This window comes from Streptomyces sp. NPDC094143 (genome assembly GCF_040303825.1).
Classification (GTDB): domain Bacteria; phylum Actinomycetota; class Actinomycetes; order Streptomycetales; family Streptomycetaceae; genus Streptomyces.
Map to the genome: position 1 here is coordinate 118,045 of NZ_JBEOTZ010000001.1, position 25,176 is coordinate 143,220.

Sequence of the window (25,176 nt, forward strand, 5' to 3'; positions counted from 1 at the left end):
CACCATCGCACCGCCGAAGTCTCCCTCACGGGCGACCGGTCGAACGACGGAACAGGTCCATGACGGGTACGTCGGGACGAATCGTTCTGGACGACGCGCCGCGTCGCCGTGGAATGGCGGAGATCGTGAAACCGGATCGGCCGGAGGTGGGCGTCGCCTAGACCCTGTCCCGCACCCGGCGCAGCCGCGCCAGGTCGCTCAGCTTTGCCCCGCTACTCGGGCGGCCCGTACGTCATCTCCAGCGAATGCTCCTCCAGGCTGCGGAGCGTCAGCTGGTCGTCCCGGGCTTCATTGAGCAGGAAGAGCTCCCGGGTCCGACACTCCTCGCACAGGCTGACGACAGCGAACGGCCAGAGATCGACCGGAGCGCCGTACGGGGCACTGTCCACGTAAATGCGGTCGGGCCGAAGCGGCTGGGTGCTCGACCGCTCGAACGGCTCCCAGCTCGGATGGCTGCCCCTCAGCCGGAGCCCGACTATCCGGTACGAGCCCTCGTCGAGGTACTCGCACCGCTCCACCCAGTCCCAGTGCGTCCCAGAGAGCCAGCTGACCGCACTGATCGCCCGCACGATGTGCGGTTCCAGCCGCTCGACGTCCTCCGCCAGCTGATGGCTGGCGCGGACGCCGTGCGCGTGATGCGAGGTGTTTCTGAAATCCTTGATGTGGCCCAGTAGCGCGCGTGCGTTTCCCCGGTCGCGTACGGTGGCGAGCTGTTGGATGCGGGGCTCGATTCCCTCGGCCTCCAGCCGATCGAGGATCCAGAGCCAGGTGCCGAAGGTGGCGCCGGTCCGGAACTGCTTGCGCAGGTTCCGGGAGAAGCCGTTCGACGCGGCGAGCTCGGTGAGCGCCAGCACACCTAGCACCCGGGCCAGGCCCTCGCCCAGCTTGAGCAGTCCGTCCTTCCGCTCCGCCGGGTGCGTGCTGACCCGGTACCGACGAGATAGCGCGGCGGCGTGGTACGGAAAGCTCCACTCGGCGCGCGAGATTGGGTCGTCCAGCGGGCGCACGAGTTCGCCGATCAGGCCGGCCTCGTGGGCGGCGGCCCTGATCTCGTTCCGAACCCCCTGGACGTCCCTTTCGCCGCTGCCGAAGACGTTGGGCAAGATTCCCGACATCGTGGTCCGCAGTGCGCGCCGCCCCTCCTGCACGGTCTCCAGGAGGCTCTCCACCTCGCTGTCGGTCACCAGGTCGACGGGGACGTGCGTGTCCAGCAGATCGCGAGCGCTGGGGTACTGACCGTTGTCCTTGCGGGAGTTCAACCACTCGCAGAGCGCCTGGCCGCTGCCTCGGAGCGGCTGCAGCACGAAGAGCGAGGTCGCCGCCTCGCCGAAGCCCTGCGGCAGCAGGCGCCAGTTCCCCGGCCGTCCGACGAGCATGCCGCCCGAGCACAGGGTCAGCGCCACCCCATCCTCCGGCGCGTCCGGGAGCTCAACGGCCGAGTCCGCCTCGTGGAGGTCCTGGGCGCGCAGGTGCTTGGGCCGGTCGGCGCCGTCCTCCTGCTCCTCGCCGCGCTGCGGCGGGTGGACCCGCGTGGTCTCCAACCTGGCCAGGTTACGCAGCAGTTCGAACTCGCCGTCCAGTTCCGGCCGGTAGAAGAGCGCGGATGGGATCTCGCAACCCACCCGCGTCCTGCTGTCGTCGATCCAGGCATCCGGAGCGGTCGGGTGCACTTCGCGTCGGAGGTGGTCCATCGGATCCACCTGCAGCGGCAGGTGGACGAACTCGCGCAGCTCGGGATCCGGCTCGTACGCCTCGCCGATCCGCTGCGGCTCTCCGTCGCCATCGCGTACGCCGACGGCCTTGCGGACCGCCGCCTCGAAGACCTTCCCGCGCGGCCAGCTTAGGCCGGCCGAGGCGACCGCCCGGCGTAGCGCCGTGACGGCCTCCTGGCCCCTCGTCCACGTCGAGCCGACCAGCGGACGCAGGGCGGCCACCAGGGCAGCTGGATCATGGGTCTTCTGGATGACGCGCGATTCGGCGAGCCGAGTCAGGACCTCCTCGGACAGCTCGTACCTGAGCCGCAGCGGTTGATCGATCGTGATGCGCTGGTACATCAATTCGTGGGTGGAGACGACGCGGACCCGGTCGTCCGGCTGCTGGGCGGGGTCGGCGGATATGGTTTCCAGGTAGAGCCCGGTGATCTCGGCGATCTGGTCCGACGTGATGTATTTGCGCTTAGAGCCGATGGAGCGGCGCATCCGCTGCCACTGGTCCTGAGCGTTCAGCAGCAGCACCTGGCCCCTGCGCTGTGCCGGCTTGCGGTTGCTGAGGACCCACAGGTAGGTGCTGATGCCGGTGTTGTAGAAGAGATGGTCGGGCAGCGCGACCACGGCCTCGAGCCAGTCGTTTTCCACGATCCACCGCCGGATGTCCGATTCGCCGGACCCCGCACCCCCGACGTACATCGGGGAGCCGTTGAAGATGACCGCGATTCGGCTGCCGCCCTCGCCCGAGGCGCTCACCGGCTTCATCTTCGCCAGCATGTGCTGCAGGAAGAGCAGTGAGCCGTCGTTGATCCGGGGAAGACCGGCTCCGAAGCGGCCCGCGAAACCGAGCTGCTCGTGCTCCGACCGGACCGCGTACTCGCTCTTCTTCCAGTCAACGCCGAACGGCGGATTGGCGACGAGGTAGTCGAAGGCAGTTCCCTGGTGCCCGTCCTCGGCGAAGACGTTCCCGAAGGCGATCGTCGAGGCCCGGCGGCCACTGGTCATCATGGTGGCACGGGAGATCGCCCATGACTCCCGGTTTATCTCCTGGCCGTACAGCGTGACGTCCACCTGGGGGTTCATCAACGCGATGTACGAGGCAGCCTCGGTCAGCAGGCCGGCCGTCCCGCAGGCCGGATCCAGGATAGTGCGGACGGCATGCGGCGACGTCAGGAGGTCCGAGTCGGCGGCAACGAGGAAGCCGGCCATCAGGTGGGCGACGTCCCGGGGGGTGTAGTGCTCCCCGCTCGCCTCGTTGCCGCTTTCCGCGAACCGCCGGACGAGCTCCTCGAAGAGGCTCTCCATGTGGTCGTCGGTGATCATCTGTCCCAGGTCGATCGACACGAACTGCGCGACGACGCGGTAGAGGAGTCGGGCCTGGTGTAGGCGGGTGACGGTCCGCTCGAACTCGAAGCCGTCCAGCAGTTCCCTGACGTTTCGGGAGTACCCGTCGACATGGGCCAGGAGCAACCGGTCGGCGTTCTCCGGATCGCTGAGCACGCGCTCCATGGAGAACCGGCTGGAGTTGTAGAAGGGCCAACCCGAGGCGGCCGTCAGGCGCTGCTCACGCTCCTGCTCGCCGTCGGTGTGCTCGGCCTCATCGAGCACCGCCTGCCGGCTCGGGGCCAGCAGGCAGTCCAGCCGACGCAGCACCGTGAACGGCAGGATCACCCGCCCGTACTCGGAAGACTTGAAGTCGCCGCGCAGCAGATCGGCCACCGACCAGACGAGCTTGGACAGATGCCCGGTGCCGTCACTCATGCTGTCCTCCGCAGGCCGGTGCCCTCCATGGGACTGATCATCCCATGGCGGTGGCCGGGTCGGCCCACGAACGACGATGCCGAGGACGAGCAGGAGGGCGAACACGCCGACCATGCCGTACTGGACGAAGCTGCCGAGGATCGTGCCGACATCGGGTCCGCCGCTCGCCTCTTCGGCTGCGGCCAGGAGCGCGATCAGGTCAGGGATCTAGGGGAGCTCCTTGCGTGGGTGTGCGCAGGAAGATCCGGCGTGGGTCTGGGCATGCGAAAGGCCCCGGCCTGGGGACCGGGGCTTCGGGGGAGACGATCAATCCAGATCGACAGTTTCGGTGCCCAGGAACTGCTCAATCTTCATGCGGAAGGTCTTCTCTGAGGGCACTGCACCATCGAAAAACGTTGAGACCTGGAACGCGGCCAGATCATCAGCATGCTTGACGTCGACGCCAGAGGCTTCAAGCTCATCCCGAGTGGCCAGCTTCAAATAGCACATGGGGCAACGCAGGGCAATGACCGTGAAGTGGGGGGTCTCCTCCGTGCCCTGGTTCACTGAGAGAACGTGGGCTGCGCTCCTACAAGCTGGACACGGCTCGCGGATCGCGATCTCAACGCCGTTCTCCGCGAAGCGCACCCCGAAGCCGCCCAGCTCCAACTGCTCGACTGCAAGACGGTCCTGAAGATGTTCAGGAAGGTCCGAGAACCGATCGTCATACCGGTGTTTCGCCTGCCTGATTCTGACCTGCACGTTCCGATAGATCTCGCCGCGCTTGTTGTCCACGGCCATGCGGGCAGCGGTCGTCCACCGGCCCCAGAAGGCGTCCAGCGGGCCTCCGAGGTCCCCGAGCAGCGTTTCGACGGTCTTGGCGAGGATCGGCAGGAAGTCCTTGGCGTCCTCTTCGCTCCCCGTGTGGGCAACGCCATTCCGCACATCGATCAGCATGTCCAGCTCCTTGTCCAGAGCCAGGACCTCCAGCGTTCGTAGACGAGATATCGCCTCTGACGCCCCAATCGTGCGGACTTTCTTCGCCTTTCGGTGACCGCCCATGTGGAACAGCATGTCCACGCTGGCGTTGCCCCTGATCTCCACGATGTAGACCGGATTCTTCGAAACCAAGACGGCCTTGGCGAGGCGCTCCACGGCCACACCGGCGTGCAGCGCGAACTCGTCGTACTCCTCGCGCCCGTGGTCCTCCATGGCCCGGTGCGCGGCCTTCTTGGCACCCTCGCAGAAGCTCTCGAACGAGAGCGAATCGTCCATGAAGGGACGGTATCCACCCCTGTAGTACAGGGCGATGGAATTTAAGAAGACGCGGCCCCGACTCTGGGAGCCGGGGCCTTCGACGTGACGATCAGCCTGTCCTGGTCTCGCCGATCACGAGGCGTGCCTGTTCCTCCGGGGTGAGGGTGGGACCGTGGGATACGGACACCGTGGTGGTCAGTCCGGGGGTGTTGACCTTCCGCAGGGCGGCCATCTCGTCCGGACCGTGCACCTCGAAGTTGCACAGGTAGCAGCCGAAACCGTTCGCGGTGAACGTCGTCTCCGTGGCCGTATGGCCAATCGGCTCGAAGGTGAGGAGGCCCTGACCGCCACAGGCCGGGCAGTTGCCGCCCGAGGTCTTCAGGACGAGCAGGTCTCCGTCCCTGACCTCCATCGGCTTGGCGAACCACTCCTCCTTGCGGGGCTGGGGTGCCTTGAGAGCGCCTTCCTTTACCTCCGCCGGGAGACCCACGAACCGGTCCTCGAACGCGTGCCGGGCCTGGACCATCCGGAGCTGAACCTCGCGGAAGACCTGGTCCTCCTGCTCGTTCACAGCGTTCTTGACCGGGTCCGTCCACCGTTCCCAGAACTCGACCAGCGGCTTGCTGAGCTCGTCAAGCAGCGTCTCGATCGTCCGGGCGAGTGGAGTGATCATCCCCTTGGCCAGGGTGCTGTCCGATGCAGCATGGGCTGCGCCGTTGCGTATCTCGATCAGCAAGTCGAGATCGGTATCGGCCTTGAGCACACCGATCTTTCGGAGTCGCCTGATGGCCTCCGTGGCCCCGACAGTGCGGACTCTCTCCTCGTCCAACTGAACATGTCCGCCGAGATGCATGATCATGTCCGCACTGTTATTACGGATCTCCGCGACGTAGACCGGATTCTTCGCGGCGAGGGCCGCCTTGGCGAGCTTCTCGACCGCGACACCGGCGTGGAGCGCGAACTCGTCGTACTCCGGGCGGCCATGGTCGTCCATGGCCTTGTGGGCGGCCTTCTTGGCGCCCTGGTAAAAGCTCTCAGACGAGAGCGAATCGTCCATGTCGGGACGGTAGCGGCACCTGTGCCACACCCGCGACGGGTTAGGTGATCCATCTAAGCTGACGGCTGCCCCACCTGAATCGGCAGAGTGGGCGGGCAGGCGATGGCCGCCATTTGGGCTGCTGGCAGCGGCTTCAGCGGTGGCCACGTCAGCGTGGCGCCGACAGGCCACAGCGGATGGAACATGGGATGAGGGTCGAAGGGCGCGAGAACCTGATCGTCACTGAGGGACCCGGCCCGGACCAGCTGAATCAACAACCAGCCGATCCTCAGTGTCGAGATATACGTCGGGTTCGCGGTAGGGTCTGGCCCGCTGTACTGAGGGCAAACGAATTCCACCATGGCTGAACCCTCGTCGTTCTCCCAGGGCTCCATGGCACCGATTCTGGCGATCATGAAGCGACTAGGCTCACGATCGTGACAGAAGGCGGCACAGTCCTTCAGCGGCAGCATCTCCAACCTGGGATGCTTGTTCTGGCCTGAGAACATGAACATGGTCTTTAGGGACCAAGAGGCCAGCGCCCTCTGGTCCTCTGGGGTCAGCGTGACCGCTCGTCCGTTGATCAAGTCGGGCAGGAACGGACGCACCTCGTTTTCGAGTCTGTTCATCCATCCGTTGTTGCAGGATGCACAAACGATCTTGACTGTGGCGTCGAGAGCCGAGGCGACGTGTTGGACCCGGGTTGATTCTGTCTCTCTGATGTGGAGGGCCCGAGAGCCGCCGGGCGGCAACGCAGACTTGAGCCACCTGGGGAGTGTGTGCTCCTTCGTCAGCGGAGTGGCGCCACAGAAGACACAGGTACGAGCCATGCCGAGGACCGTACCGCCGCCTGTAGTACAGGGCGATGGATTTTAAAGACCCGGCCCCAGGGCGAACCACCCAGGAACTCCCCAGGGTCGGGGGTGGGGGGCAAACCTCGGGAGAGCTGGCCGGCTCGGTGAGCTCGGGCACGAGCTGGGCGTCTCCGTTGGCGTCGCCACTGTCGTCGGTCGTTCCTCGGCAACCGTCGATCAGCCGACCGGACGGCAGCCGTCGTTCTCTCTCAGTGAAGCCGCTCCACCTGTCCAGACCTCATATCTGCAACGTGCTCCGCACCAGACATAAACGCCAGACCTGATGAAGCACTGCTCGCTGAATTCCACCCGTTCCCTCGTCCGCCGCAGCTGGCGCGTTCGGGCGCGGGCGGCCTGTCCCGAAGCGCGAGTAGAAACTGTCTGGCGTGACGCTCGTTTGACGCTCCGAGTTCCCGTACGCGGGACCGCGGGCGGATAGACTGCCTCTGACCTGGGCTTTTTCGTGACCCGTCCAGGTCGATCCCTTTCCGATGACGTCGCACGTGGAGTGCGTGGCGATTCTTGAGCCCGTTGCAAAGGGTCTCTGACCTGTAGTTTTCCCGGATTGCGCAGGCGGAGGCGGGTGTACTCGACCTCTTTGCAGCGTTGTGCGCCGACCCCGGTGAGCTGGGCGCAAGCCCGTCCCGATGCTCGTGTGACGCTCTTGCTGACGGTGCGTCAGGTCAACTCGCCGGTTTGGACGGTCACGGGGGTCCCGACCGCCCCCGGCGAGGTGGGCGCAGGCGGTCCCGTTCTCGGTGTCAAGGCCACCGAACAGGGCGCGGCTGCCGTGGGGGCGAGGCCCGGCTCGGTGTAGCCGGTGATACCCGGGGCGCGCAGCTCGGCGATCACTCCCCGGATGGCCCGGCGCCGCTCGGCGATCGTGGGGGGGTGCATCCCCTCCTGCGCGAGGCGCTGCGCTGCCTCGCGCAGGATCCCGGTCGGCTCGCCGGGCCCGCGGCCGAAGAGCGTCACCCGGCGGCAGCGTGTGATCCGGGTTCCGGGACGTCCGGCTCCCCTTGCACAGGGCGTAGGGCGTGGCACGCCGTTTGTCCGCCCGCGAGAAGTGCGTGCGTGCCCGCCGGTGGGCGCCCAGAGCCTGGGGACGGGCCGGCGACCCCGTGGTCGAGGACCGCCCGCAGGGTACGGAAGTCGTGGGGTCTGCCGGCCGCCACGGCTCCCATGGGGCGTCCGTTCGTGGTCGCCAGGGCGGCGAAGTCGAAACCGGCGATGTCGCCTTGCACCGTCAGGGAGTCGGCGTCGGCGAAATGACCGGCGATCTGCAGCATGACGCCGTACTGGTCGGTCCACGACCAGGGCACCGCGGTGAAGGGTGTACTGGCGCCGAGCATGTTCCTCGCGACTGCGGCGGCCTGCTGCTGGGCGTGGTTCCACTGCTCCACGCGCACCCGTCGTCCAAGGAGCGGGTCGGGATGGAGAGCCACGTCCCCTGCCGCGAATATACGCGGATCGCTGGAAGCGCCGAAGGCGTCGACGATTATGCCGTCACCCACGTCCAGGCCAGCCCGGGCGGCCAGTTCGACGTCGGGCCGTATGCCGACGGAGACCAGCACCGTGTGGGCGCGCCAGCTCCTTCCGTCCCGGGCCATTGCCACGAGCATGCCGTCCCGACGGGCGAGTTGGGTGAGCGTGACCCCGGTGTGCACCCGAGTCCCGTGGGCGCGGTGAAGTTTCAGGACGGCGCGGCGCAGGGGAGCGGGCAGCACCCGGCGCAAGGGCTCCGCGCCGGCTTCCAGGACGGTGACGTCGAGTCCCCTCGACCGGGCGCTCGCGGCGACTTCCAGGCCGACCAGCCCCGCGCCGATGACCAGCAGCGGGCGGCCGGACTCCAAATCGGCGCGGAGAGCGGGCACGTCGCTGAGGCCACGCAGGGTGTGCACATGGTCGTGCCCGGCGGCGTACGGCAGCGAGCGGGCGCGTCCTCCGGTCGCCAGCAGCAGTCTGTCGTACGGCTGCCGGCTCCCGTCGGAGCATTCCAGGGTGCCGTCGGTGATGCTTGTGACCTTCGTACCGGTGCGCAGTTCGATACCCAGTTCCTGCCAGGCCGTCGGCGGCTTCAGGCGGAGCCGCTCGGACGTCAGGGCCCGCTTGCCGAGATCCTTCGACAGCGGCGGACGACGGTACGGGGGATGGGGGTCCTCACCGACCAGGAGGACGCGGCCGTCGAAGCCCTCCTGGCGCAGGGTGAGTGCTGCGGTCGCGCCGGCGATCCCGGTGCCGACCACGGCGATCGTGCGGGGCGTGGTCTCAGGCACGGGACGCCTCGACCATCTGGAAGTCGGCCTTGGCGGCCCCGCAGTCGGGGCAGGACCAGTCGTCCGGGATGTCCTCCCAGCGGGTGCCGGGGGCGATGCCTTCGTCGGGCCAGCCCCGCGCCTCGTCGTAGACGAAACCGCATACCAGGCATTCCCAGACCTTCATGCCAACTCCTCAAAGTCGATCTTCTCGCGGACCCCACAGTCCGGGCAGGGCCAGTCGTCGGGCACGTCCGCCCAGGCCGTACCCGCGGGGAACCCCTCGCGCGGCGCGCCGGAACGTTCCTCGTACACGTAGCCGCAGACGGGGCACAGGTAGCGGCTCATCAGCGGCTCCCGTGGCGGGTGAGGACCTTGCCCCTGGTGCGGGGATGGATGTTGGCCCGGGTGACGTCGCCGTCGTAGTGGGCGAGGAGCCGGGAATCCATCACACGACGCCACAGCGGCGGCACGACGGCGAGCAGGATCATCCCCGCGTAACCGGTGGGCAGTTGCGGGGACTCCTCGAAATGTCGCAGGGCCTGGTAGCGGCGGGTGGGGTTGGCGTGATGATCGCTGTGCCGTTGCAGGTGGTAGAGGAAGATGTTGGAGGCGATGTCGTCGCTGTTCCAGCTGTGCTGCGGGGTGCAGCGCTCGTAGCGGCCCGAGGGGGTCTTCTGCCGCAGCAGCCCGTAGTGCTCGAGGTAGTTGACGACCTCCAGCAGGCAGAAGCCGATGACCGCCTGGACCGCCAGGTACGGCAGCACCTCGACCCCGAACGCGGCGGTGAGCGCGGCGAAAAGGACCGCTGACATCGCCCACGCGCTGAGCACGTCGTTGTGCGGGTTCCACGGGCTCTTGCCCAGCCGGCCGAGCCGCTGCTTCTCCAGGTGCCAACCCGAGCGGGCGCTGCCGTACACCGAGCGGGGCAGGAATCGCCAGAAGGACTGGCCCAGGCGGGAGCTCGCGGGGTCCTCGGGAGTGGCGACCCGAACATGGTGGCCGCGGTTGTGCTCGATGTAGAAGTGCCCATAGCAGGTCTGGGCGAGGGCTATCCGCGCCAGCAGGCGTTCCAGCCCGTCCTTCTTGTGGCCCAGTTCATGCGCGGTGTTGATGCCGAACCCGGCGACGATGCCGATGGTGACGGTCAGCCCCGCCTTGTCCATGGCCGACAGGCCGCCGCGGGACCACAGCCAGCAGGCCAGCACCAGCCCGGCGTACTGGAGGGGCAGGAACAGGTAGGTGCACCAGCGGTAGTACCGGTCCGATTCCAGCCAGGCGAGGACACTGTCGGGCGGATTGTTGGAATCCTTGCCGACCAGCAGGTCCAGCAGCGGGATCACGCCGAAGACGACCGGTGGCAGCAGCCACCAGAAGTAGCCGTGCCCCGTGACCGCCGCCAGCCCCCACGCCGCGAACGGGAAGGCGGGCAGCACCAGTCCGAGCAACCACAGGTAGCGCTTGCCGTCTCGCCACGTCACGTGCGGCGACGGTGCTCCGAGCGGATACGAGGTTTCTGCCATGCCCCACCTCCATTGGACACTTCGACCGAGAACTGTCCAGAAATTAGACAGTTAAGTGCTGAGTCGTCAAGGTGTCGGGCGCTGCTCGCTAGGATGAGGGCCGAGATGACGCGCTATCGAGAGTCGGTCCGCTCCATGCTCAAGGAACGGATCCTGGACGCCGCCTACGAGCGGGTCGCGGCCGAGGGCTGGGACCGGCTGAAGATGACCCATATCGCCACCACCGCCGGAGTGAGCCGGCAGACCGTCTACACCGAGTACGGCTCCAAGGCGGCCATCGGCCAGGCGCTGGTGATGCGTGAGGTGGAACGCTTTCTCACCGGCATACAGGGCCAACTCCTCGCGCACCCCCGCGACATGCGGGCCGCCATCACAGCCGCCATCGGGTACACCCTGCGCACGGCGGCCGACAATCCACTCCTCAAGGCCATCCTGACCGGCAGCCGGGGCGGTGACGAGGATCTGCTCACCCACTTGACGACCCGCTCCGAGCCGCTCCTGGACACCGCCATCAGCATGCTCACTGCTCACTTGGCGGAGGTCTGGCCCGAAATAGACCCCGACTCGCGGGGCTTGGCCGTCGAGGCGGGGGTGCGCCTGACGGTCAGCCACCTCGTCCAGCCGGTCCTGCCGCCCGACCTTTCCGCGGAGCGCATCGCCGAGATCACCATGCGGGTCGCACAAGCCTGAAGTCGTGCCGTCCGCCTGCTTTCGAGGCTGACTCTCCGGCGTCAGGGCCCGGCATGGCCCCTAGCCACCTTGCTCTGTCGTACGGGGGGAGGGACGCGTTGTCGAAGCCATTACGCTGGCATGGCGTAATCATTCGCATCTGTAGAGTAACTACTCGGCGGGTCGGCCACCGTGCCCCACGCCTCCCTGAGCAGCCGGTCATGCAGCCCGTTCCCGGAGGGGGCGGACTGCTCTGCCGGGGCCAATCTCTTTGAAACCTCCGTTGAGATCGCTTCGATCGACTCTTCTCAGGGCCGAGGGCCGAACCCGGCGTTCCCCTGGTCACAGCTCCGCACCCGGCGTCGAGGCAAGCGACGGAGACCATCATGGCCACCAGTTACTGGTTCGATGTCATGGACTACGGTGCGACCGCCAACGGCGTCACCGATGACACCACCGCGATCCAGTCCGCGATCAATGCGGTTCCTCCTCCGGCGGAACTGTCGTTTCCCGGCGGGCACCTACAAAATCTCCTCCGCGCTGGTGACCCGCTCCAACCTGCTCCTGCAGGGCGTCAGTGACGGCTGAGGACGCTCCAGTGCACGCTCACGTCGCCGCTGCCGCCCGACCGGGCACCTCGCCACGAAGCGGCACTCGACAGACACGCGCACGGCCCGTGCCACCGGTCTCCTCCCGCTGCGCCCGTGGCCGGGTGCGCGGTACTGCGCGGGCGAGTGCGGGCAGCCCGGTGCCCGGCTCGGCCCGGTGTCAGGTGTTCGTGTTCCGGGCGAGCCGCTGAACCCGCTCGACATGGGGCAGGCCCGTGCCCCGGCCGGTGCGGATCGGTGTCGGGTCGGCCGCGGCGTGGGCCGGGTCGACCAGTCGGCGCGGGCCGGTGCTCAGGAGCGCGCCGTCGACGGAGGCCACGCCGCTGAGCGCGAGCACGGACACGACCTGGTCGAGCGCGGCCATGAGCCGCGCGACGTGGTCGACCGGGAGGTTCTCACGGCCGGCCGGCTCTCGGCCGCGATCCGCCCGCAGGCTCTCCCGGATGCACGAGTCCGGCCTCGCGACGGCCCACCACGGCTGGGACGTCACGGCCGTCACGGCCACCCGGCCGACGGCCCCCCGGCGGTGATCCGCGCCCGGGGCGCGGCCCGCAGCAGGGCCCGGGTGGAGGCGCCGGTGCCGCACCCGAGGTCCAGGACGTGCAGCCCGGCCCCGTCCCGGGGCGAGCTCCTCGCGACGCGCTGACGGCCGGCCGGGATCACGGGCCCGGTCCGCGGGCCGTGACCACCTCGTCGCCGCTGCGCCGTCCGGACCTGACACGATCCCGGTGACGCGCCACTCGGGGTGCGTGGCGACAAGTGGAGGTGCAGCACCATGACGGACCGCGACGTCCCGGCCCTCGACGACCCGGTGGGACAGTCCCTCGGGGACCGGCACGCGCAGCTCGCCCGCCGGTTCGGCCGGGCCCTGAGCTACGTGCCGGACGTGGCGTCGTTCTGCGCGGTCCCGGCCGACCCGGACGCGGCGGACTGGAACGACCTGGCGAAGCTGCTCGGCCCGGGCGAACTCGCCGACCTGTTCAGCGCTCCGGCCACGCCGCCGCCGGACTGGGAACCCGTCTTCCACATGGAAGGCCGTCAGATGGTGTGGTCCGGCGGCACCCCGCCGGAGCCGGAGGAGGCCGACGCCGCCGTCGTCGAACTGGGCGCGCCCGACGTGCCCGAGATGCTCGACCTCGTCGCGCGGACCCGGCCGGGGCCGTTCCGGCAGCGCACCCACGAACTCGGCACGTACCTCGGCATCCGCGAGCACGGCAGGCTGGTGGCGATGACCGGACAGCGGCTGCGGCCCCCGGGCTGGACGGAGATCAGTGCCGTCTGCACCGCTCCCGAGGCACGCGGGCGCGGCCACGCCGCACGTCTGATCATCGCGGTCGCCGCGCGCATCACGGCTTGCGGCGAGCGCCCCTTCCTGCACGTGGCCGAGGCCAACACCGGTGCGCTCGCCCTGTACGAGCGCCTCGGCTTCACCACCCGCAAGCGGGTCACCTTCCGGGGCTTCCGCACCCCCTGACACGGCCCGGCCGTGCGAGCGTCGGCCGTCAGCCGTTCCTCGACGAGGCCTTGAACGAGGGCGGCGTCGAACTTCGCCATGTCCAGTCCCGGTTCCGCGGCGTAGCCGCGGAAGACGTGCCCTGCCGGTGCGTCAGCGTCGTAATCTCGCCGAATTCGGGGTGGGGCCGCACGGCTGGGTGAGCGACGGCGTGAGCGGCGCGAGAATGGTGAGGGCCCGGTGAGTTCACGCGGCTCCTTGCGGCGATCGATCCGCCCTGCCCGGCCACGCCCCCCCACCACCCTGACAAGCCTGCTCGCACGACCCGCCCCCTCTCGCACGCCCCCACCGAAACCAGCTCCGCAGTCCGATCCGCTCAGGACGGCAGGACGGCAGGACGGCACCCCCGGACCAGCCCGCGCGCCGAAACGGAGGATTGACCCATGGCCACACCGCTCACCGCCGCCCGGCTCGTCGCCGCGTTGCGCGCCGAGGGCTGCTCCGTGCGCGAGGTCTCCGGCTGGCGCACCAACAACCGCAACCACGTGGGACCTTGGGGGCCAGTGCACGGCGTGATGGTCCACCACACCGTCACCGGACCGGGCACGGACGTCGTCGGTCTCATCTACCACGGACACAGCGCCCTGCCCGGCCCGCTCGCCACCGGCTGCATCACCAAGGACGGGGTCGTCCATCTGACCGGCAACGGGCGGGCCAACCACGCCGGCGGCGGCGACGGTGACGTCCTGAACGCCGTCATCGGCGAGTCGTACGGCACGTACCCGCCCCCGACGCACGAGCACGACGGCTCGGGCGGCGCGGTCGACGGCAACGCCCGTTTCTACGGCTGGGAATGCGAGAACCGGGGCGACGGCAGGGACCCGTGGCCGCCGGCGCAGTACCTCGCCATGGTCAAGGCCACCGCCGCGGTCTGCCGCGCTCACGGCTGGGGGCACAAGAGCGCGATAGGCCACCTGGAATGGAGCGACTGGAAGGTCGACCCGCGCGGGTTCGACATGGCCGACTTCCGCCGTGACGTCGCCGACGCCCTGGCCCTCCCGGCGGGCGTGTGGGAAGGAGAGGACATGCCCCAGTACGTCAACCTCGGTATCGCCGGGCCGTACCAACTCGTGCCCGGTGCCTGGGACTCGGTCGAGTTCGTGGCGGAGTGGACCGACGAGACCGGCGACCACGCCACCGGCGGCAGCGTCTTCGCACGCGGCCCGGCCCGGTTCAGCGGGACCTTCAGCGTGCACATCGACGGTCTGCCGGCCGGCGCGGTCGTCCAGGCGCGGATGTCGGAGTACCAGGGCGAGGAACTGCGCGCCGACCATCCCATCCACGAGGTCGCCGGGACCGGCGGCGGCACCTTCGTGGTGCTGCCCGTCACCAAGCGCCTGGCGTCGGGCCGCGGCATGCGGGTGCGGCTGCTGAACCAGTCCGCCGTCCCGGTCACCGTCGCGAGCGCCGTGCTGACCGTGCTGGTGTGGAAGGAGCCCTGAGCCACACGACGCCCGCCGGGCTGCGCCGTGCCCCTGGAGACCGCACGCTGGAGGGACAGCACACTTCTCCGCGAGGGAGCACCGGCATGGCGAAGCGCCGCAGCGAGGGCGGGAAACCGAAGAAGGGCGACCAGGTCACCTGGAGCAGCCATGGCAGCCGCACCGAGGGCACCGTGGAGCGGGAGATCACCGAGCGGACCGAGGCGTCCGGCCGCACGGTCGACGCCTCACCGGACGAACCGCAGTACGAGGTGCGCAGCGACAAGTCCGGCCGGACCGCGGTGCACAAACCGTCCGCGCTCAAGAAGAAGAAGTGAGGCGGCGTGGACGACGAGGAGCGCGAGAAGACCTGGAACGACTTCCGTGAGCTGGTGAACATGACACCGGCCGAACTGGAGAAGTGGCTGGAGTCGGACGATTCCCGCACCGCCGGCCAGCACCAGGACGGGGGCGAGTCCACCGGGCACGCCTCCGGGCGCCGGATCGTGACGATCCTGCGCGCCACGAAGGACGACCTCACGGACGACGACTACCGGCACATGCGCAAGGTCGTCGGCTACGTCCGCCGCCACCTCGCCCAGCGGCCCTCCGGGGACGTGCGGGACACGCGGTGGCGGTACTCCCTGATGAACTGGGGGCACGACCCGCTCAGCGAGTGACGGCCTCGTCCAGGAGCGTGGCGCAAAATCGCCAGCACTCCTCGTGGTCGATGCCGGCGGTGTCGTGGACCAGCGGTTCCGTCGATCCGAACAGGTCGACACGGGACAGGACCCGGGGCACCGCCACGGAACCCGACAGGGACGCCTGGCTCACGGCGCCGTTCTCGTGCTCGCAGGTCAGCTCGGATCCAGCGGCGGGAATCGACGGTGCCGCGCACGCGCGTGATCGGGCCGACGGCGGCGTCGAGCAGGTCGAGCAGGTGCGGGCCCAGGCCGAGCAGGGCGCCGTGGGCCGGAGGCGAGCCCGGGAGGGGTCGGCCGCTCCGCCGGTGGCGAGGTCGCGGACGCCCGTCATGAACGGCATGCCCGCCAGGTCGCCGGCCAGCATCAGGACGCCGGGGGTGAGGAGCGAGCCCACGGTCACCAGCACCTCACCCGCACGCTTGCCCCGCGCTGCGGGCGAGGCGGACGGCGTCGGGCTGGCCCTCGGCGCGGAGCCGGCCGCCGTCGGTAGCGGTCCAGCCGGGCATGATGGGCGGTTCCATGACCCGGCCGGTCTCCCGGTCGGCCGGTCCGGGCACGGACAGCCCGCTTCCGCAGACGCGCGCGGCGTCGATGCCCGCCGCGGTGATCGACACCGGCACGGTCTGCTCGACGGAGACGATGGCGAGACCGACGAGGTACCGGCTGCCCGAGGTCATCGCCGGCTACGACCGCTTAGCGGCGCCGAAGCCGGTGCCCTACCCGCACTCCTGCTCGCCGCAGGCGTGGGCGGCGGCCACCCCGCTCGCCCTGCGCACCGCACGGCGACTGGTCTGACCGCTTTCCGGGTCAGTGCTCGCCGGCCTCCGTGGGGGCCGCGGCGTGCCCGGCGAGCGCCTGGCTCATCTGCTGCTGGGTCTCTTCCGCCACCGCACGGGCCTCCTCGACTACGTCACCGCGTTCGCGTATGAGGCTTTCGTAGATCGGCAGTCCTGCGGTTCGGGTCGCGTCGGATTTCACAGCGGTCTTCCTGTCGATTTCACAGCCGGTTCCTGAGGGGTCCGAGTAAGTCTGCGTCACGGCCCCGCACCGCGTCACCCACCCCCGTGGTGTCCATATATCCGTCACGTACTCCGCGAATTCCCCACGTCTGTGGCCGCGCCCGGCCTCCGCCGCCGCGACGGGAAAAGGGCCCCGGGAACAGCTCCCGGGGCCCTTCGCGTGATACTCGTCAGAGCGAGGTCGTCCGCACGCCCGCGTGACCGCCCAGTTCGACGCCCTCCGACGACAGGGCGCCCTGCACCGTGGCGCAGATCTCGCCGGTCAGGGGCCCGACCAGACCGGCGGAGAGACCGGCCACGAGGCCCGCGGAGGCGCCGGCGCCCGCGTTGCCGCCGGAGATCTGCTCCAGGTCCGCGTCGGACAGCTCGGCGACGTCGACCCGAGGAGTGAGGTTCATGAGGGTGTTTCCCTTCGCGTGAATGTCTCGCAATGGCGGTGGGCACCGATGGGTACCGTGATTCTCGAGAATTCTCGAAAACTCTCGAGAACCGGGATTCCGCCCCGGCGGCTCCGCCGTGCGCAGGATCAAAGCACTCCCCGAAGAAGAGGGCCAGCCGTCCACCGCCGTGCGCGGCGTATTCCGGCGGCCGTCTTCACCGCTGTGTCCGGCGGGTGACCGGCGGGTCACCGGACCGGGGAAATTCTTCACAGGGCCCGTCGCCCGGCGGCACGCGCCGGGGGTTGCGCCCGGCGTTCCGAAGCGGGCACTTCGGTGCCAAGTTCCCATGCGGCGGCCCGACATGGGCGGCGGACCGGGGCGGCCCGCCGCCGCACGGCGCGCGGTGTGCAGATGTGCGGGAGGTTCGGGCCCCGTCCCGTCAGGCGGCCGCGGCCGGCTGCATCAGCCGGGCCAGCAGATCGTCCAGCGTGATCAGGCCCGAGAGCCGGCCGGCGTCGTCGCGCACCACGGCCAGGGACGACCGGCGGCGGCGCAGCACCTCGATCGCGTCGGCGACCGTCGTGGCCTCCGTCAGCTCCGGCACCGGCCGGGCCAGGTCCCGCGCGGTCGTCGCACGGCCGCGGGCCCGGGCGACCAGGGCGTCCCGGGCGTGCACGGACCCGAGGACGAGTCCGTCCTCCCGGACGAGCAGCCGGGTGCGGTCGTGTGCCGCCGCCAGCCGCAGCAGGGCGTCGACGGCCGCGCCGCCCTCGACCCAGGTGATGTCGGCGGCCGGGATCCGCAACGCGGCCACCGGCGTCTCCGGCTCGGTCAGCGAACGGGTCAGCAGCTCCGAGTCGGTCGCGCTGATCAGCCCCAGCCGCTCGGACTCCTCCACCAGGTGCGTCAGCTGCTCCCGGTTGTGCACCGAGGCCAGCTCGTCGCGCGGCGCCACCCGGCACAGCCGCACCAGGCCGTTGCTCAGGCGGTCGAGCAGCCGGATCAGGGGGCGCACGGCGCGCACCACCGCCCGGAAGGGCGGGGAGAGCAGCATCGCCGACCGCTCGGGGTGGGCGATCGCCCAGGACTTGGGGGCCATCTCGCCGACCACCATGTGCAGGAACACCACCACGACCATCGCCACGGCGAAGGCGACGCCGTAGCTCACGGCGCTGGGCAGGCCCAGCGCGTGCAGCAGCGGGTCGAGCTCGTGCGAGATGGCCGGCTTGGACACCGAGCCCAGGCCGAGCGTGCACACCGTGATGCCCAGCTGGGCACCGGCCAGCATCAGCGACAGCTCGCGCATGCCGGCCAGGGCCGCCGCGGCCCCGCGCCGCCCCTCGGCCGCCGCCTTCTCCATGCGGTGCCGCTTGGCGGCGACCAGCGCGAACTCGGCCGCCACGAAGAAGCCGCTGCCGACCAGCAGCAGCACGGTCACGAAGACCGCCATCGGGAAACTCACGCCATCTCCTCGGCTTCCTCGGTGTCCCCGGCGTCCCCGAGCACGCTGACGCGGACCCGGTCGGCCACGTGCCGGTCGAGCGTGCGCACGTCGATCACGGCGCGGCCGCCCCCGGGCAGCTCGACCGTGACCCGGTCGCCGACCGTCGGGAAGCGGCCCAGCCGGTCCACGACCAGGCCGGCCACGGTGTCGTAGTCGTCGTCCTCCGGCAGCCGGACACCGGTCGCCTCGGCCACCTCGTCCAGGCGGCGGCCGGCGTCGACCAGCCAGCCGTCGCCGACCGCGACGGCCAGGAGCGTGACCTTGTCGGACTCGTCGGCGATGTCACCGACCAGTTCCTCGGCGATGTCCTCGTACGTGACCAGGCCCGCCACGCCGCCGTGCTCGTCCAGGACGACCGCGAACTCGTCGTCCTGCTCGCGCATCCGCGCCACCGCGTCGGGCAGCGCGAGCGTGTCCGGCAGCAGCAGCGGCCGCCGGGCCACCTCGCCCGCCCGCGCGCCGGCGAGCCGGGCCGCGGGCAGCGCCATCAGCTCGCGCACGCCCAGCACACCCGCGATGTCGTCCGGGTGGTCGCCGAGTACCGGGTAGTTGGAGTGGCCGTGCCGGGCGATCAGGCCGACCGCCTCGTCGGCGCCGGCGTCCCTGCGGACGAACACGGCGTCGGCGCGCGGCACCATCACCTCGTCGAGGGTGCGCTCGGAGAACTCCAGCGCGTGGTCGAGCAGCGCGGCGGTGTCCTTGGGCAGCTCGCCCTGCTCGTGCGACTCGCCGATCAGATGGCCCAGCTCCTCCAGTGTGGCGCCGTGGTGCAGTTCCTCGACCGGTTCGATGCCGGCCTTGCGCAGCAGCCTGTTCGCCGCGGCGTCGAAGACGTGGACGACGGGTCCGACGAACTTCAGATACGCCAGCGTCGACGGCGCCAGCGCCTTCGCCAGCCGCTCGGGCACCGCGATGGCGAGGTTTTTCGGGGCCAGCTCGCCCAGCACCATCTGCACGACGGTGGCCAGCACGAAGGCGAGCACCACCGAGACGCCGCTCACGACGGTGCCGGGCAGGCCGAAGCCGGACAGGGCGGGCTTGAGCAGCGCGGACACCGACGGCTCGGCGATGAAGCCGACGACCAGTCCGGTGACGGTGATGCCGAGCTGCGCGCCCGAGAGCATGAACGACAGCCGCTCCAGCACCTTCAAGGCCCGGGCGGCCCGGCGGTCCCCGGCCTCGGCCTCACGGGCGAGGGTGAGCCGGTCGGCGGAGACGTAGACGAACTCCTGGGCGACGAAGTACCCGGTGCCGGCGGTCAGCAGGAACACGGCGAACAGGCCCAGCAGGGCCTCCGCGGCACTCATCGAACACCACCCCGCCGTGTGCCGCGCTCAGTGATGCCGTGGCGAGATGGTCGGGGACTGTGCCCCGGGGGGTCCGTCGGTCTGGCGGACAAGGACGCGCTCCTCATGTGTGGTCGGTATCCGGAACAACGCTCGCGAATGCGCTCGTGTTCCCGTAGATTCTACGGCGATGTAGAAATACCCGGCGTTCCGGGTCGCGGCTCCGGCACGACGCGGCGTCGTTCCATGGTGTCCCCTCCGGAATCCGTCGCGACGCCCGGCAGCGCTGCCTGCCCGGGGCCGTGCACGACGCCGTCCGGGTCACCGTCCGGACCGTGCCGGGCCGTGTCCGGCCGGCCGAAGATGTAGGCGGCCGGAGTTCGCAGCGGGCGGTGCGGTGGGCCGGCGGAGAGCAGCGGAGTGCGAGGGTCGCCCCCCGGCGAGGCGGCTGCGGAGCGGCAGGCCCGGCGCCGGCCGACCCGCCGTTCAGTACACGTCGCGCACGTAGCGCTTGTCCGTCGCGAGTTGCTTCACGTACGCGGCGGCCTCCGCCTCGCTCAGCCCGCCGTGCGCCACCGCGGTGTCCCGCAGCGCCCGGTCGACGCCCCTGGCCATGCGGGATGCATCCCCGCACACGTAGAAGCGGGCGCCGTCACGCAGCCAGTGCCACAGCTCCGGACCGTGCTCGTCGACGATGTCCCGCAGCCGCGCGGCGGTCCCGGCGATCGCGTCGGCCACCGGCGTGGGGACCTGCTCCTCGCCCCGCTCGCCCCGCACCAGCGCGGGTGGTCAGCCGACCGGGTGCGGCCAGCAGGTCGGCCGTCGTCGCGCCCTTGGCGCACAGCCGGCCGGCGTTCGCCGGGTGCGCCTTGTCGCCGGAGGCCTTCAGGACGGTGCGCCGGCCGTCCGGCCCCATGGCCACGTCGAGCACACACGGCTTGATCATCGGGAGTTGCCCCCGTCACACAGCCGCCGTCGGGCCGTTGTGAGGTGCATTGAGGTCGCGGAGCGTGTCGCAGTTGGGCCGAACGGGTGACTCTGCGCAAGAATTGCCCGATGCAGACAGCCAGTGCGAGCCAGGACGGAGCATGCCGGTGAACAGCCACGATGTCACCGACGAACAGTGGGAGGGGCTCGCCCAGGTCGTGCCGCTGCGGGGCCGGGACGCCTGGCCCTCCTCCGTCGGCCACCGCTCCGTACCCGAGGCCGAGACCGAGGCGCGGCGCCGTTTCGTCGTGCTGCGCGTGAACGTCTTCGCCGACGCCCGTGACGTCGCGGAGACCCTGATGGCCGGCGTGCCGGTGCTGCTCGACCTCACCGGTGCGGAGACGGAGGTCGCCAAACGGGTCCTCGACTTCAGCACGGGCGTCGTCTTCGGCCTGGCGAGCGGGATGCACCGGGTGGACCGGAACGTGTTCCTGCTGACACCGGCCGGAACCGAGGTGACGGGACTGATGGAGGGCGTCGGGGTGCCTGGGGCGTGACGCGGGGAGGAGCCCTGGGAGGCAGGGGCTGGTTGATCGCAGGGGGCGGTCGATCGAGAGGCCGATCGTCTCGGACAAGCCGGTCGACCGAGGGGCGCTGGACCGCGGGGGTCGCTCGATCGTAGGAACGCCGGGGAGACGGAACGGTTCGCCCCTCATGCGGCCCCCTACCGTCCGGACATGACGTCGCCCTCCGCTCCCGCCCCGGACACCGCTTCCGCCCCGGACCCCGCCACGGTCCCCGGCCCTGCCACACCCCCCGCGCAGCCCGACCGCCCCCGCATCACCGAGCTGCGCCTGTCCGCCTTCGCCGGGCACCGCCGGGCCGCGTTCCCGCTGGGACGGCTCACCCTCCTGGCCGGCCCCAGCGGCTCCGGCAAGTCCAGCGCGCTGCGGGCGTACGAGGCGCTCGCCCGGCTCGGGGGCGGCGCCACGCTCGGCGAGGCGTTCCCGGACCCCGCCCTCTGCGTCCCGGAGCGGGCCCGGCCGGACGCCCAGCACCGCCGGGGCTTCCGCATCGGCTGCACGGCCGACGGCCCCGCGGGTCCGGTCCGGCTCGACATCGCCGTGCAGGCGGAGCCCGAACTCCGCGTGGTGGGCGAGCGGCTCACCTCCGACGGACCGGTGCTGCTGGAGACCGCCCTGCGCGACCCGGGCAAGCGCACGGTCCAGGCCGCCTGGCACACGGCCGGACCGACCCCGGTGACCCGCGGCCCCCTGCCCGACGACCGGCTCGGCACCGCCTTGCTGCCGCTGCGCGTCGCGGGCCGCACTCCCGGGCAGCGCAGGGTGCTGGCCGCCGCCGAGCAGATGGTCGTCGCCCTGCGCTCGGTCTTCGCCTGCGACCCCGAACCCGCCCGGATGCGCGGCCCCGTACCGGCCGGCCCCGGCCGTCTGCTCGGTGACTGCGGGAACGTGGCGGAGGTGCTGTGGCGTACGCGCGCCGAGTGCGGGCGGCGACACGCGCGGTTGGTGGCGGCGGTGCGCGCGGGGTGCGCCGGGCCGGTGACGGACGTGCTCGCCCGCACGGACGGTCCCGGGGCCGTCCGTGCGGCGCTCGACCGCGGCGACGGCGTGTGGACGGACCTGGCGCGGCTCGGCGACGGCGAACTCCGCTACGCGGCCCTGTGCTTGGTTCTGCTCACCGGCCCCGGCGTCCTGGAGGTCGACCCGGCCGGTGAGGTGCCCGCCGCGTTCCAGACGCTCACCGTCCTGGCCGACGGGCTCGACCGCGCGCTGGACCCCCGGCAGCGGAGGGAACTGCTGGGGCTGGCGGCCCGGATGTGCGAGCGGGGGCACATCCGCCTTGTCGGCGCGGTCAGCGACGCCTCCTGGGCCGCCGGGACCGAGGGCGTCACGGTGGTACACCTGGACCGTGACTGATCCCCTGGACGTGGCGACACTGCAACGCCGACTGGCCGACTTCGCCGCCGCGCGCGACTGGCAGCAGTACCACACCCCGAAGAACCTGGTCGCCGCGCTCAGCGTGGAGGCCTCGGAACTGGTCGAGATCTTCCAGTGGTTGACGCCCGAGGAGTCGGCGGGCGTGATGGCCGACCCGGACACCGCGCACCGCGTCACCGACGAAGTCGCCGACGTGCTCGCGTATCTGCTCCAGCTGTGCGAGGTGCTCGGCATCGACCCGCTGGCGGCGCTGGACGCGAAGATCGACCGGAACGAACGGCGGTTCCCGCTGCCGTAGCCGGGTGTACGGCCCGGTGGGGGAGTCTCGCAGTCCACTTGTACGCTGCGTAATCAGACGGCGGCCCGAATCCGAATTGTTGTCCGTTAATTTCCGTCTTCCTCTGGCTTTTGGTCTCACGGCCCTTCACTCTGGGTAGTGAACAAGGGAGTTCGGGCAGGCGGACGCGCGGGGCGCGTCGGACAAGACGGGGGCAGCGCATGGACGCGGTGCGGCTCATCGTGACGAGCAGGCGGTCCCTGGCCGCGGGCGGCGAGGTGCGGGAGGTCATGGCCGAGGTGTGGCAGGCGCAGGCCCTCGCGCAGGCGATAGGGAGCCGCCTCGCGGTCGCCGGCCCACCCGAACTGCGCGGGGAGGCCCTGGGCTTGACGGAGCTGGCGGGCCGCGGCTGCGGCGTCCTGGACGCGCCCGAGCTGGCCCCGGGCGAGCTGCGGGCGGGTCAGCTCACGGAGTTGGGAGACGCCCGCCACACGTTGATGTACCTGGGCGGCCTCCTCGGCGAGGTCGGCATCGCCCTGGTCGCCCTGGCCTGCGCCGCGGCCGACGAGGGCACGTACTGGCAGTGCATGGAGGCCATCGACGCGGCGGACGAGTCCCGTGACCGCGTCCTGGAGATGCTCCGCAGACTCGCCGAACGCGAACAGGTGTTACCGGAGCGGGAGGCGGGTTGAGGGGGGAGATCCGGACGAGGACGGGGAGATGACCCGGACGAGGTCCCTCGGCCCGGGCCGCCCCTGGCGCGTGCCGTCCCCCTGGCGCGTGCCGCCCACCGATGCGTGCCGCCCACCGATGCATGCCGCCCACCGATGCGTGCCGCCCTCGGCGCGTGCCGCCCACGAGCGATGCCGCCTCGGCCTGTGCTGCTCTCGGCGCGTACCGCCCCCGTCCAGTGCCGCCCCGCCCCCGCCCAGTGCCGCCCCAGCCCCCGCCCAGGACCACCTCAACCCCGCCCGGTGCCGCCCCGCCCCCGTCCAGTGCCGCCCCAGCCCCCGCCCAGGACCACCCCAACCCCGCCCGGCGCCGCCCCAGCCCCGCCCAGTACCGCCCCCGCAGCCCCCGCCCAGGACCACCCCAACCCCGACCGGTGCCGCCCCCGCCCCCCGGACCGCGGTCGGTCGCCTAGCCGGCCCGTCCCTCCTCGACGGGCTCGCGCCCCGAGTCCCCCGACGCCTGAAGGTCCGCGTCCAACGCCGACAGGTCCGCGTTCAACGCCGCCATCAGCTCCTCCATCTGCTGCAACAGCCCTTTCGGCTGCCCGGTCGTCCCGCCCTGCTGCGGCACGGTCTCTTCGGACATGACGGCCTCCTCGGCCCCTGGCCCCCCGGGGAGGCCGTCGCGGGTGACGCCCCGGCGGTGACCGGCCGGTGCGGAAGCCGGGGGCTCCGGCTCCGCCCGAGCCAACGATCACCGCCGGGGGCGGTCACTGGCCCGGTCACGCCGGTCCTGCGGTATTGACGTAATTTCACCCGACCGGGGACGGCGCGGGACGGGGGACCGATCGCGTGGTCGCCCGCCCCGGAGTGCAGGATGGATGTATGGATCTCCGCATCTTCACCGAGCCCCAGCAGGGGGCCACCTACGACACTCTGCTCGCCGTCGCCAAGGCCACCGAGGACCTCGGCTTCGACGCCTTCTTCCGTTCCGACCACTACCTGCGCATGGGCAACGTGGACGGTCTGCCCGGCCCCACCGACGCCTGGATCACCCTGGCCGGACTCGCCCGCGAGACCAAGCGCATCCGCCTCGGCACGCTGATGACCGCCGGCACCTTCCGGCTGCCCGGCGTGCTCGCCATCCAGGTCGCGCAGGTCGACCAGATGTCCGGCGGCCGCGTCGAACTCGGCCTCGGCGCCGGCTGGTTCGAGGAGGAGCACAAGGCCTACGGCATCCCCTTCCCCAAGGAGAAGTTCGCCCGGCTCGAAGAGCAGCTGGAGATCGTCACCGGCCTGTGGGCCACGGCCCCCGGCAAGACCTACGACTTCCACGGCACCTACTACGACCTCACGGACTCTCCAGCGCTGCCCAAGCCGGCGCAGGCGAAGATCCCGGTGCTCGTCGGCGGTCACGGCCCGACCCGCACCCCGCGCCTGGCCGCCCAGTACGCCGACGAGTTCAACATGCCCTTCGCCTCCGTCGAGGACAGCGAGCGGCAGTTCGCCCGGGTGCGCGCCGCCGCCGAGGAGGCCGGCCGCAAGGGCGACGACCTGATCTACTCCAACGCCCTCGTCGTCTGTGTCGGCCGGGACGACCAGGAGGTCGCCCGCCGGGCCGCCGCGATCGGCCGCGAGGTCGACGAGCTCAAGCTCAACGGCCTGGCCGGCTCCCCGGCCGAGGTCGTCGACAAGATCGGCCGCTACGCCCGGATCGGGTCCCGCCGCATCTACCTCCAGGTCCTCGACCTGCACGACCTGGACCACCTGGAGCTGATCTCCTCGCAGGTGCAGTCGCAGCTGTCGTAGCGGACCGGGTCCGTCCGCCCTCGATAACCGAAGGCGCTGGTGGGCACAGGTGTGCG

At 70.7% G+C, this 25,176-nt stretch carries 27 protein-coding genes and 3 pseudogenes; 11 read left to right on the top strand and 19 right to left on the bottom strand.

The genetic code is table 11. From position 1 onward, the window contains the following. Nucleotides 1-212: 212 nt before the first annotated feature. The 9 genes from ABTZ58_RS00535 to ABTZ58_RS00575 all read right to left on the bottom strand — a co-directional run bounded on the left by ABTZ58_RS00535 (nt 213) and on the right by ABTZ58_RS00575 (nt 10,371). The gene (locus tag ABTZ58_RS00535; protein WP_351348655.1) at nt 213-3,467 is read right to left on the bottom strand and encodes a type I restriction-modification system subunit M; all 3,255 of its coding nucleotides are present in this window, start codon (nt 3,465-3,467) and stop codon (nt 213-215) included. A gap of 306 nt (nt 3,468-3,773) precedes the next feature. Beyond that, entirely contained in the window at nt 3,774-4,721 is a 948-nt protein-coding gene (locus ABTZ58_RS00540) for a hypothetical protein (RefSeq protein WP_345576790.1), read from the bottom strand. A 91-nt stretch (nt 4,722-4,812) separates the two neighbouring features. Beyond that, on the bottom strand, nt 4,813-5,760 hold the full coding sequence (locus tag ABTZ58_RS00545; protein ID WP_351348658.1) for a hypothetical protein: 948 nt from the start codon (nt 5,758-5,760) through the stop codon (nt 4,813-4,815). Between the two features lie 53 nt (nt 5,761-5,813). Further along, complete coding sequence (locus ABTZ58_RS00550; protein WP_351348661.1) at nt 5,814-6,368, bottom strand: hypothetical protein; 555 nt, start codon at nt 6,366-6,368, stop codon at nt 5,814-5,816. Between the two features lie 903 nt (nt 6,369-7,271). Then, nucleotides 7,272-7,568, bottom strand: coding sequence for a hypothetical protein (locus tag ABTZ58_RS00555; protein ID WP_351348664.1), 297 nt, complete (start codon nt 7,566-7,568; stop codon nt 7,272-7,274). After that, entirely contained in the window at nt 7,565-8,869 is a 1,305-nt protein-coding gene (locus ABTZ58_RS00560) for an NAD(P)/FAD-dependent oxidoreductase (protein WP_351348666.1), read from the bottom strand. The genes ABTZ58_RS00555 and ABTZ58_RS00560 overlap by 4 nt, the downstream gene beginning before the upstream one ends. Further along, on the bottom strand, nt 8,862-9,035 hold the full coding sequence (locus tag ABTZ58_RS00565) for a rubredoxin (RefSeq protein WP_351348669.1): 174 nt from the start codon (nt 9,033-9,035) through the stop codon (nt 8,862-8,864). The genes ABTZ58_RS00560 and ABTZ58_RS00565 overlap by 8 nt, the downstream gene beginning before the upstream one ends. Continuing rightward, nucleotides 9,032-9,196, bottom strand: a complete 165-nt coding sequence (locus ABTZ58_RS00570) for a rubredoxin (RefSeq protein WP_351348672.1) — start codon at nt 9,194-9,196, stop codon at nt 9,032-9,034. Before ABTZ58_RS00570 ends, ABTZ58_RS00565 begins: the two co-directional genes overlap by 4 nt. Further along, nucleotides 9,196-10,371 (bottom strand): alkane 1-monooxygenase, encoded by a 1,176-nt coding sequence (locus ABTZ58_RS00575; RefSeq protein ID WP_351348675.1) that lies wholly within the window; start codon nt 10,369-10,371, stop codon nt 9,196-9,198. The genes ABTZ58_RS00570 and ABTZ58_RS00575 overlap by 1 nt, the downstream gene beginning before the upstream one ends. Before the next feature lie 105 nt (nt 10,372-10,476). Between ABTZ58_RS00575 and ABTZ58_RS00580 the strand changes: the two genes are divergently transcribed. Next, nucleotides 10,477-11,061: a TetR/AcrR family transcriptional regulator gene (locus tag ABTZ58_RS00580; protein WP_351348678.1), complete on the top strand. Its 585-nt coding sequence runs from the start codon at nt 10,477-10,479 to the stop codon at nt 11,059-11,061. Between the two features lie 365 nt (nt 11,062-11,426). Beyond that, complete coding sequence (locus tag ABTZ58_RS00585) at nt 11,427-11,621, top strand: glycosyl hydrolase family 28-related protein (RefSeq protein WP_351348680.1); 195 nt, start codon at nt 11,427-11,429, stop codon at nt 11,619-11,621. A 187-nt stretch (nt 11,622-11,808) separates the two neighbouring features. On the opposite strand, the gene ABTZ58_RS00590 is transcribed toward ABTZ58_RS00585, so the two are convergent. Together ABTZ58_RS00590 and ABTZ58_RS00595 are read right to left on the bottom strand one after the other, a co-directional pair. After that, complete coding sequence (locus tag ABTZ58_RS00590) at nt 11,809-12,138, bottom strand: hypothetical protein (RefSeq protein ID WP_351348683.1); 330 nt, start codon at nt 12,136-12,138, stop codon at nt 11,809-11,811. 14 nt (nt 12,139-12,152) lie between these two features. Then, nucleotides 12,153-12,272, bottom strand: a pseudogene (locus ABTZ58_RS00595) (ubiquinone biosynthesis methyltransferase UbiE); the annotation flags it as partial. A 151-nt stretch (nt 12,273-12,423) separates the two neighbouring features. On the opposite strand from ABTZ58_RS00595, the gene ABTZ58_RS00600 reads away from it, so the two are divergent. The 4 genes from ABTZ58_RS00600 (at nt 12,424) to ABTZ58_RS00615 (ending at nt 15,262) form a co-directional block, all read left to right on the top strand. Beyond that, nucleotides 12,424-13,122 (top strand): GNAT family N-acetyltransferase, encoded by a 699-nt coding sequence (locus ABTZ58_RS00600; RefSeq protein ID WP_351348686.1) that lies wholly within the window; start codon nt 12,424-12,426, stop codon nt 13,120-13,122. Between the two features lie 422 nt (nt 13,123-13,544). Then, a complete protein-coding gene (locus ABTZ58_RS00605) occupies nt 13,545-14,603 on the top strand; it encodes a peptidoglycan recognition protein family protein (protein WP_351348689.1) in 1,059 nt (352 codons plus the stop codon). Between the two features lie 86 nt (nt 14,604-14,689). Next, nucleotides 14,690-14,920: a hypervirulence associated TUDOR domain-containing protein gene (locus ABTZ58_RS00610; RefSeq protein ID WP_351348692.1), complete on the top strand. Its 231-nt coding sequence runs from the start codon at nt 14,690-14,692 to the stop codon at nt 14,918-14,920. Nucleotides 14,921-14,926: 6 nt separating this feature from the next. Then, complete coding sequence (locus tag ABTZ58_RS00615; RefSeq protein ID WP_351348695.1) at nt 14,927-15,262, top strand: DUF3140 domain-containing protein; 336 nt, start codon at nt 14,927-14,929, stop codon at nt 15,260-15,262. 31 nt (nt 15,263-15,293) lie between these two features. On the opposite strand, the pseudogene ABTZ58_RS00620 reads toward ABTZ58_RS00615, so the two are convergent. The 7 genes and pseudogenes from ABTZ58_RS00620 to ABTZ58_RS40080 form a co-directional block, all read right to left on the bottom strand. Then, a pseudogene (locus ABTZ58_RS00620) lies at nt 15,294-15,552 on the bottom strand (gfo/Idh/MocA family oxidoreductase); the annotation flags it as partial. Nucleotides 15,553-15,693: 141 nt separating this feature from the next. Next, on the bottom strand, nt 15,694-15,963 hold the full coding sequence (locus ABTZ58_RS00625) for a hypothetical protein (RefSeq protein ID WP_502995995.1): 270 nt from the start codon (nt 15,961-15,963) through the stop codon (nt 15,694-15,696). Nucleotides 15,964-16,093: 130 nt separating this feature from the next. Then, nucleotides 16,094-16,264 carry a hypothetical protein gene (locus ABTZ58_RS00630; RefSeq protein WP_351348697.1) on the bottom strand — a complete coding sequence of 57 codons (171 nt, stop codon included), beginning with the start codon at nt 16,262-16,264 and terminating at the stop codon, nt 16,094-16,096. Nucleotides 16,265-16,475: 211 nt separating this feature from the next. Next, complete coding sequence (locus ABTZ58_RS00635) at nt 16,476-16,703, bottom strand: hypothetical protein (RefSeq protein WP_351348700.1); 228 nt, start codon at nt 16,701-16,703, stop codon at nt 16,476-16,478. 421 nt (nt 16,704-17,124) lie between these two features. Next, entirely contained in the window at nt 17,125-18,147 is a 1,023-nt protein-coding gene (locus tag ABTZ58_RS00640; protein WP_351348703.1) for a CNNM domain-containing protein, read from the bottom strand. After that, entirely contained in the window at nt 18,144-19,496 is a 1,353-nt protein-coding gene (locus ABTZ58_RS00645; RefSeq protein ID WP_351348705.1) for a hemolysin family protein, read from the bottom strand. Before ABTZ58_RS00645 ends, ABTZ58_RS00640 begins: the two co-directional genes overlap by 4 nt. A gap of 465 nt (nt 19,497-19,961) precedes the next feature. Further along, nucleotides 19,962-20,421, bottom strand: a pseudogene (locus ABTZ58_RS40080) (hypothetical protein). A 142-nt stretch (nt 20,422-20,563) separates the two neighbouring features. Between ABTZ58_RS40080 and ABTZ58_RS00655 the strand changes: the two are divergent. The 4 genes from ABTZ58_RS00655 to ABTZ58_RS00670 all read left to right on the top strand — a co-directional run bounded on the left by ABTZ58_RS00655 (nt 20,564) and on the right by ABTZ58_RS00670 (nt 23,332). Further along, a complete protein-coding gene (locus ABTZ58_RS00655; RefSeq protein WP_351348708.1) occupies nt 20,564-20,959 on the top strand; it encodes a cell division protein SepF in 396 nt (131 codons plus the stop codon). Between the two features lie 180 nt (nt 20,960-21,139). Then, on the top strand, nt 21,140-22,342 hold the full coding sequence (locus ABTZ58_RS00660; RefSeq protein ID WP_351348711.1) for an AAA family ATPase: 1,203 nt from the start codon (nt 21,140-21,142) through the stop codon (nt 22,340-22,342). Beyond that, complete coding sequence (locus tag ABTZ58_RS00665) at nt 22,335-22,661, top strand: nucleotide pyrophosphohydrolase (RefSeq protein WP_309097992.1); 327 nt, start codon at nt 22,335-22,337, stop codon at nt 22,659-22,661. Before ABTZ58_RS00660 ends, ABTZ58_RS00665 begins: the two co-directional genes overlap by 8 nt. A 200-nt stretch (nt 22,662-22,861) precedes the next feature. Continuing rightward, nucleotides 22,862-23,332 carry a DUF6099 family protein gene (locus ABTZ58_RS00670; protein WP_351348714.1) on the top strand — a complete coding sequence of 157 codons (471 nt, stop codon included), beginning with the start codon at nt 22,862-22,864 and terminating at the stop codon, nt 23,330-23,332. Nucleotides 23,333-23,780: 448 nt separating this feature from the next. Here ABTZ58_RS00670 and ABTZ58_RS00675 read toward each other — a convergent pair whose 3' ends face one another. After that, nucleotides 23,781-23,957 (bottom strand): hypothetical protein, encoded by a 177-nt coding sequence (locus tag ABTZ58_RS00675; protein WP_351348717.1) that lies wholly within the window; start codon nt 23,955-23,957, stop codon nt 23,781-23,783. 239 nt (nt 23,958-24,196) lie between these two features. Between ABTZ58_RS00675 and ABTZ58_RS00680 the strand changes: the two genes are divergently transcribed. Next, nucleotides 24,197-25,120, top strand: a complete 924-nt coding sequence (locus tag ABTZ58_RS00680) for an LLM class F420-dependent oxidoreductase (RefSeq protein ID WP_351348720.1) — start codon at nt 24,197-24,199, stop codon at nt 25,118-25,120. Nucleotides 25,121-25,176 lie beyond the last annotated feature (56 nt).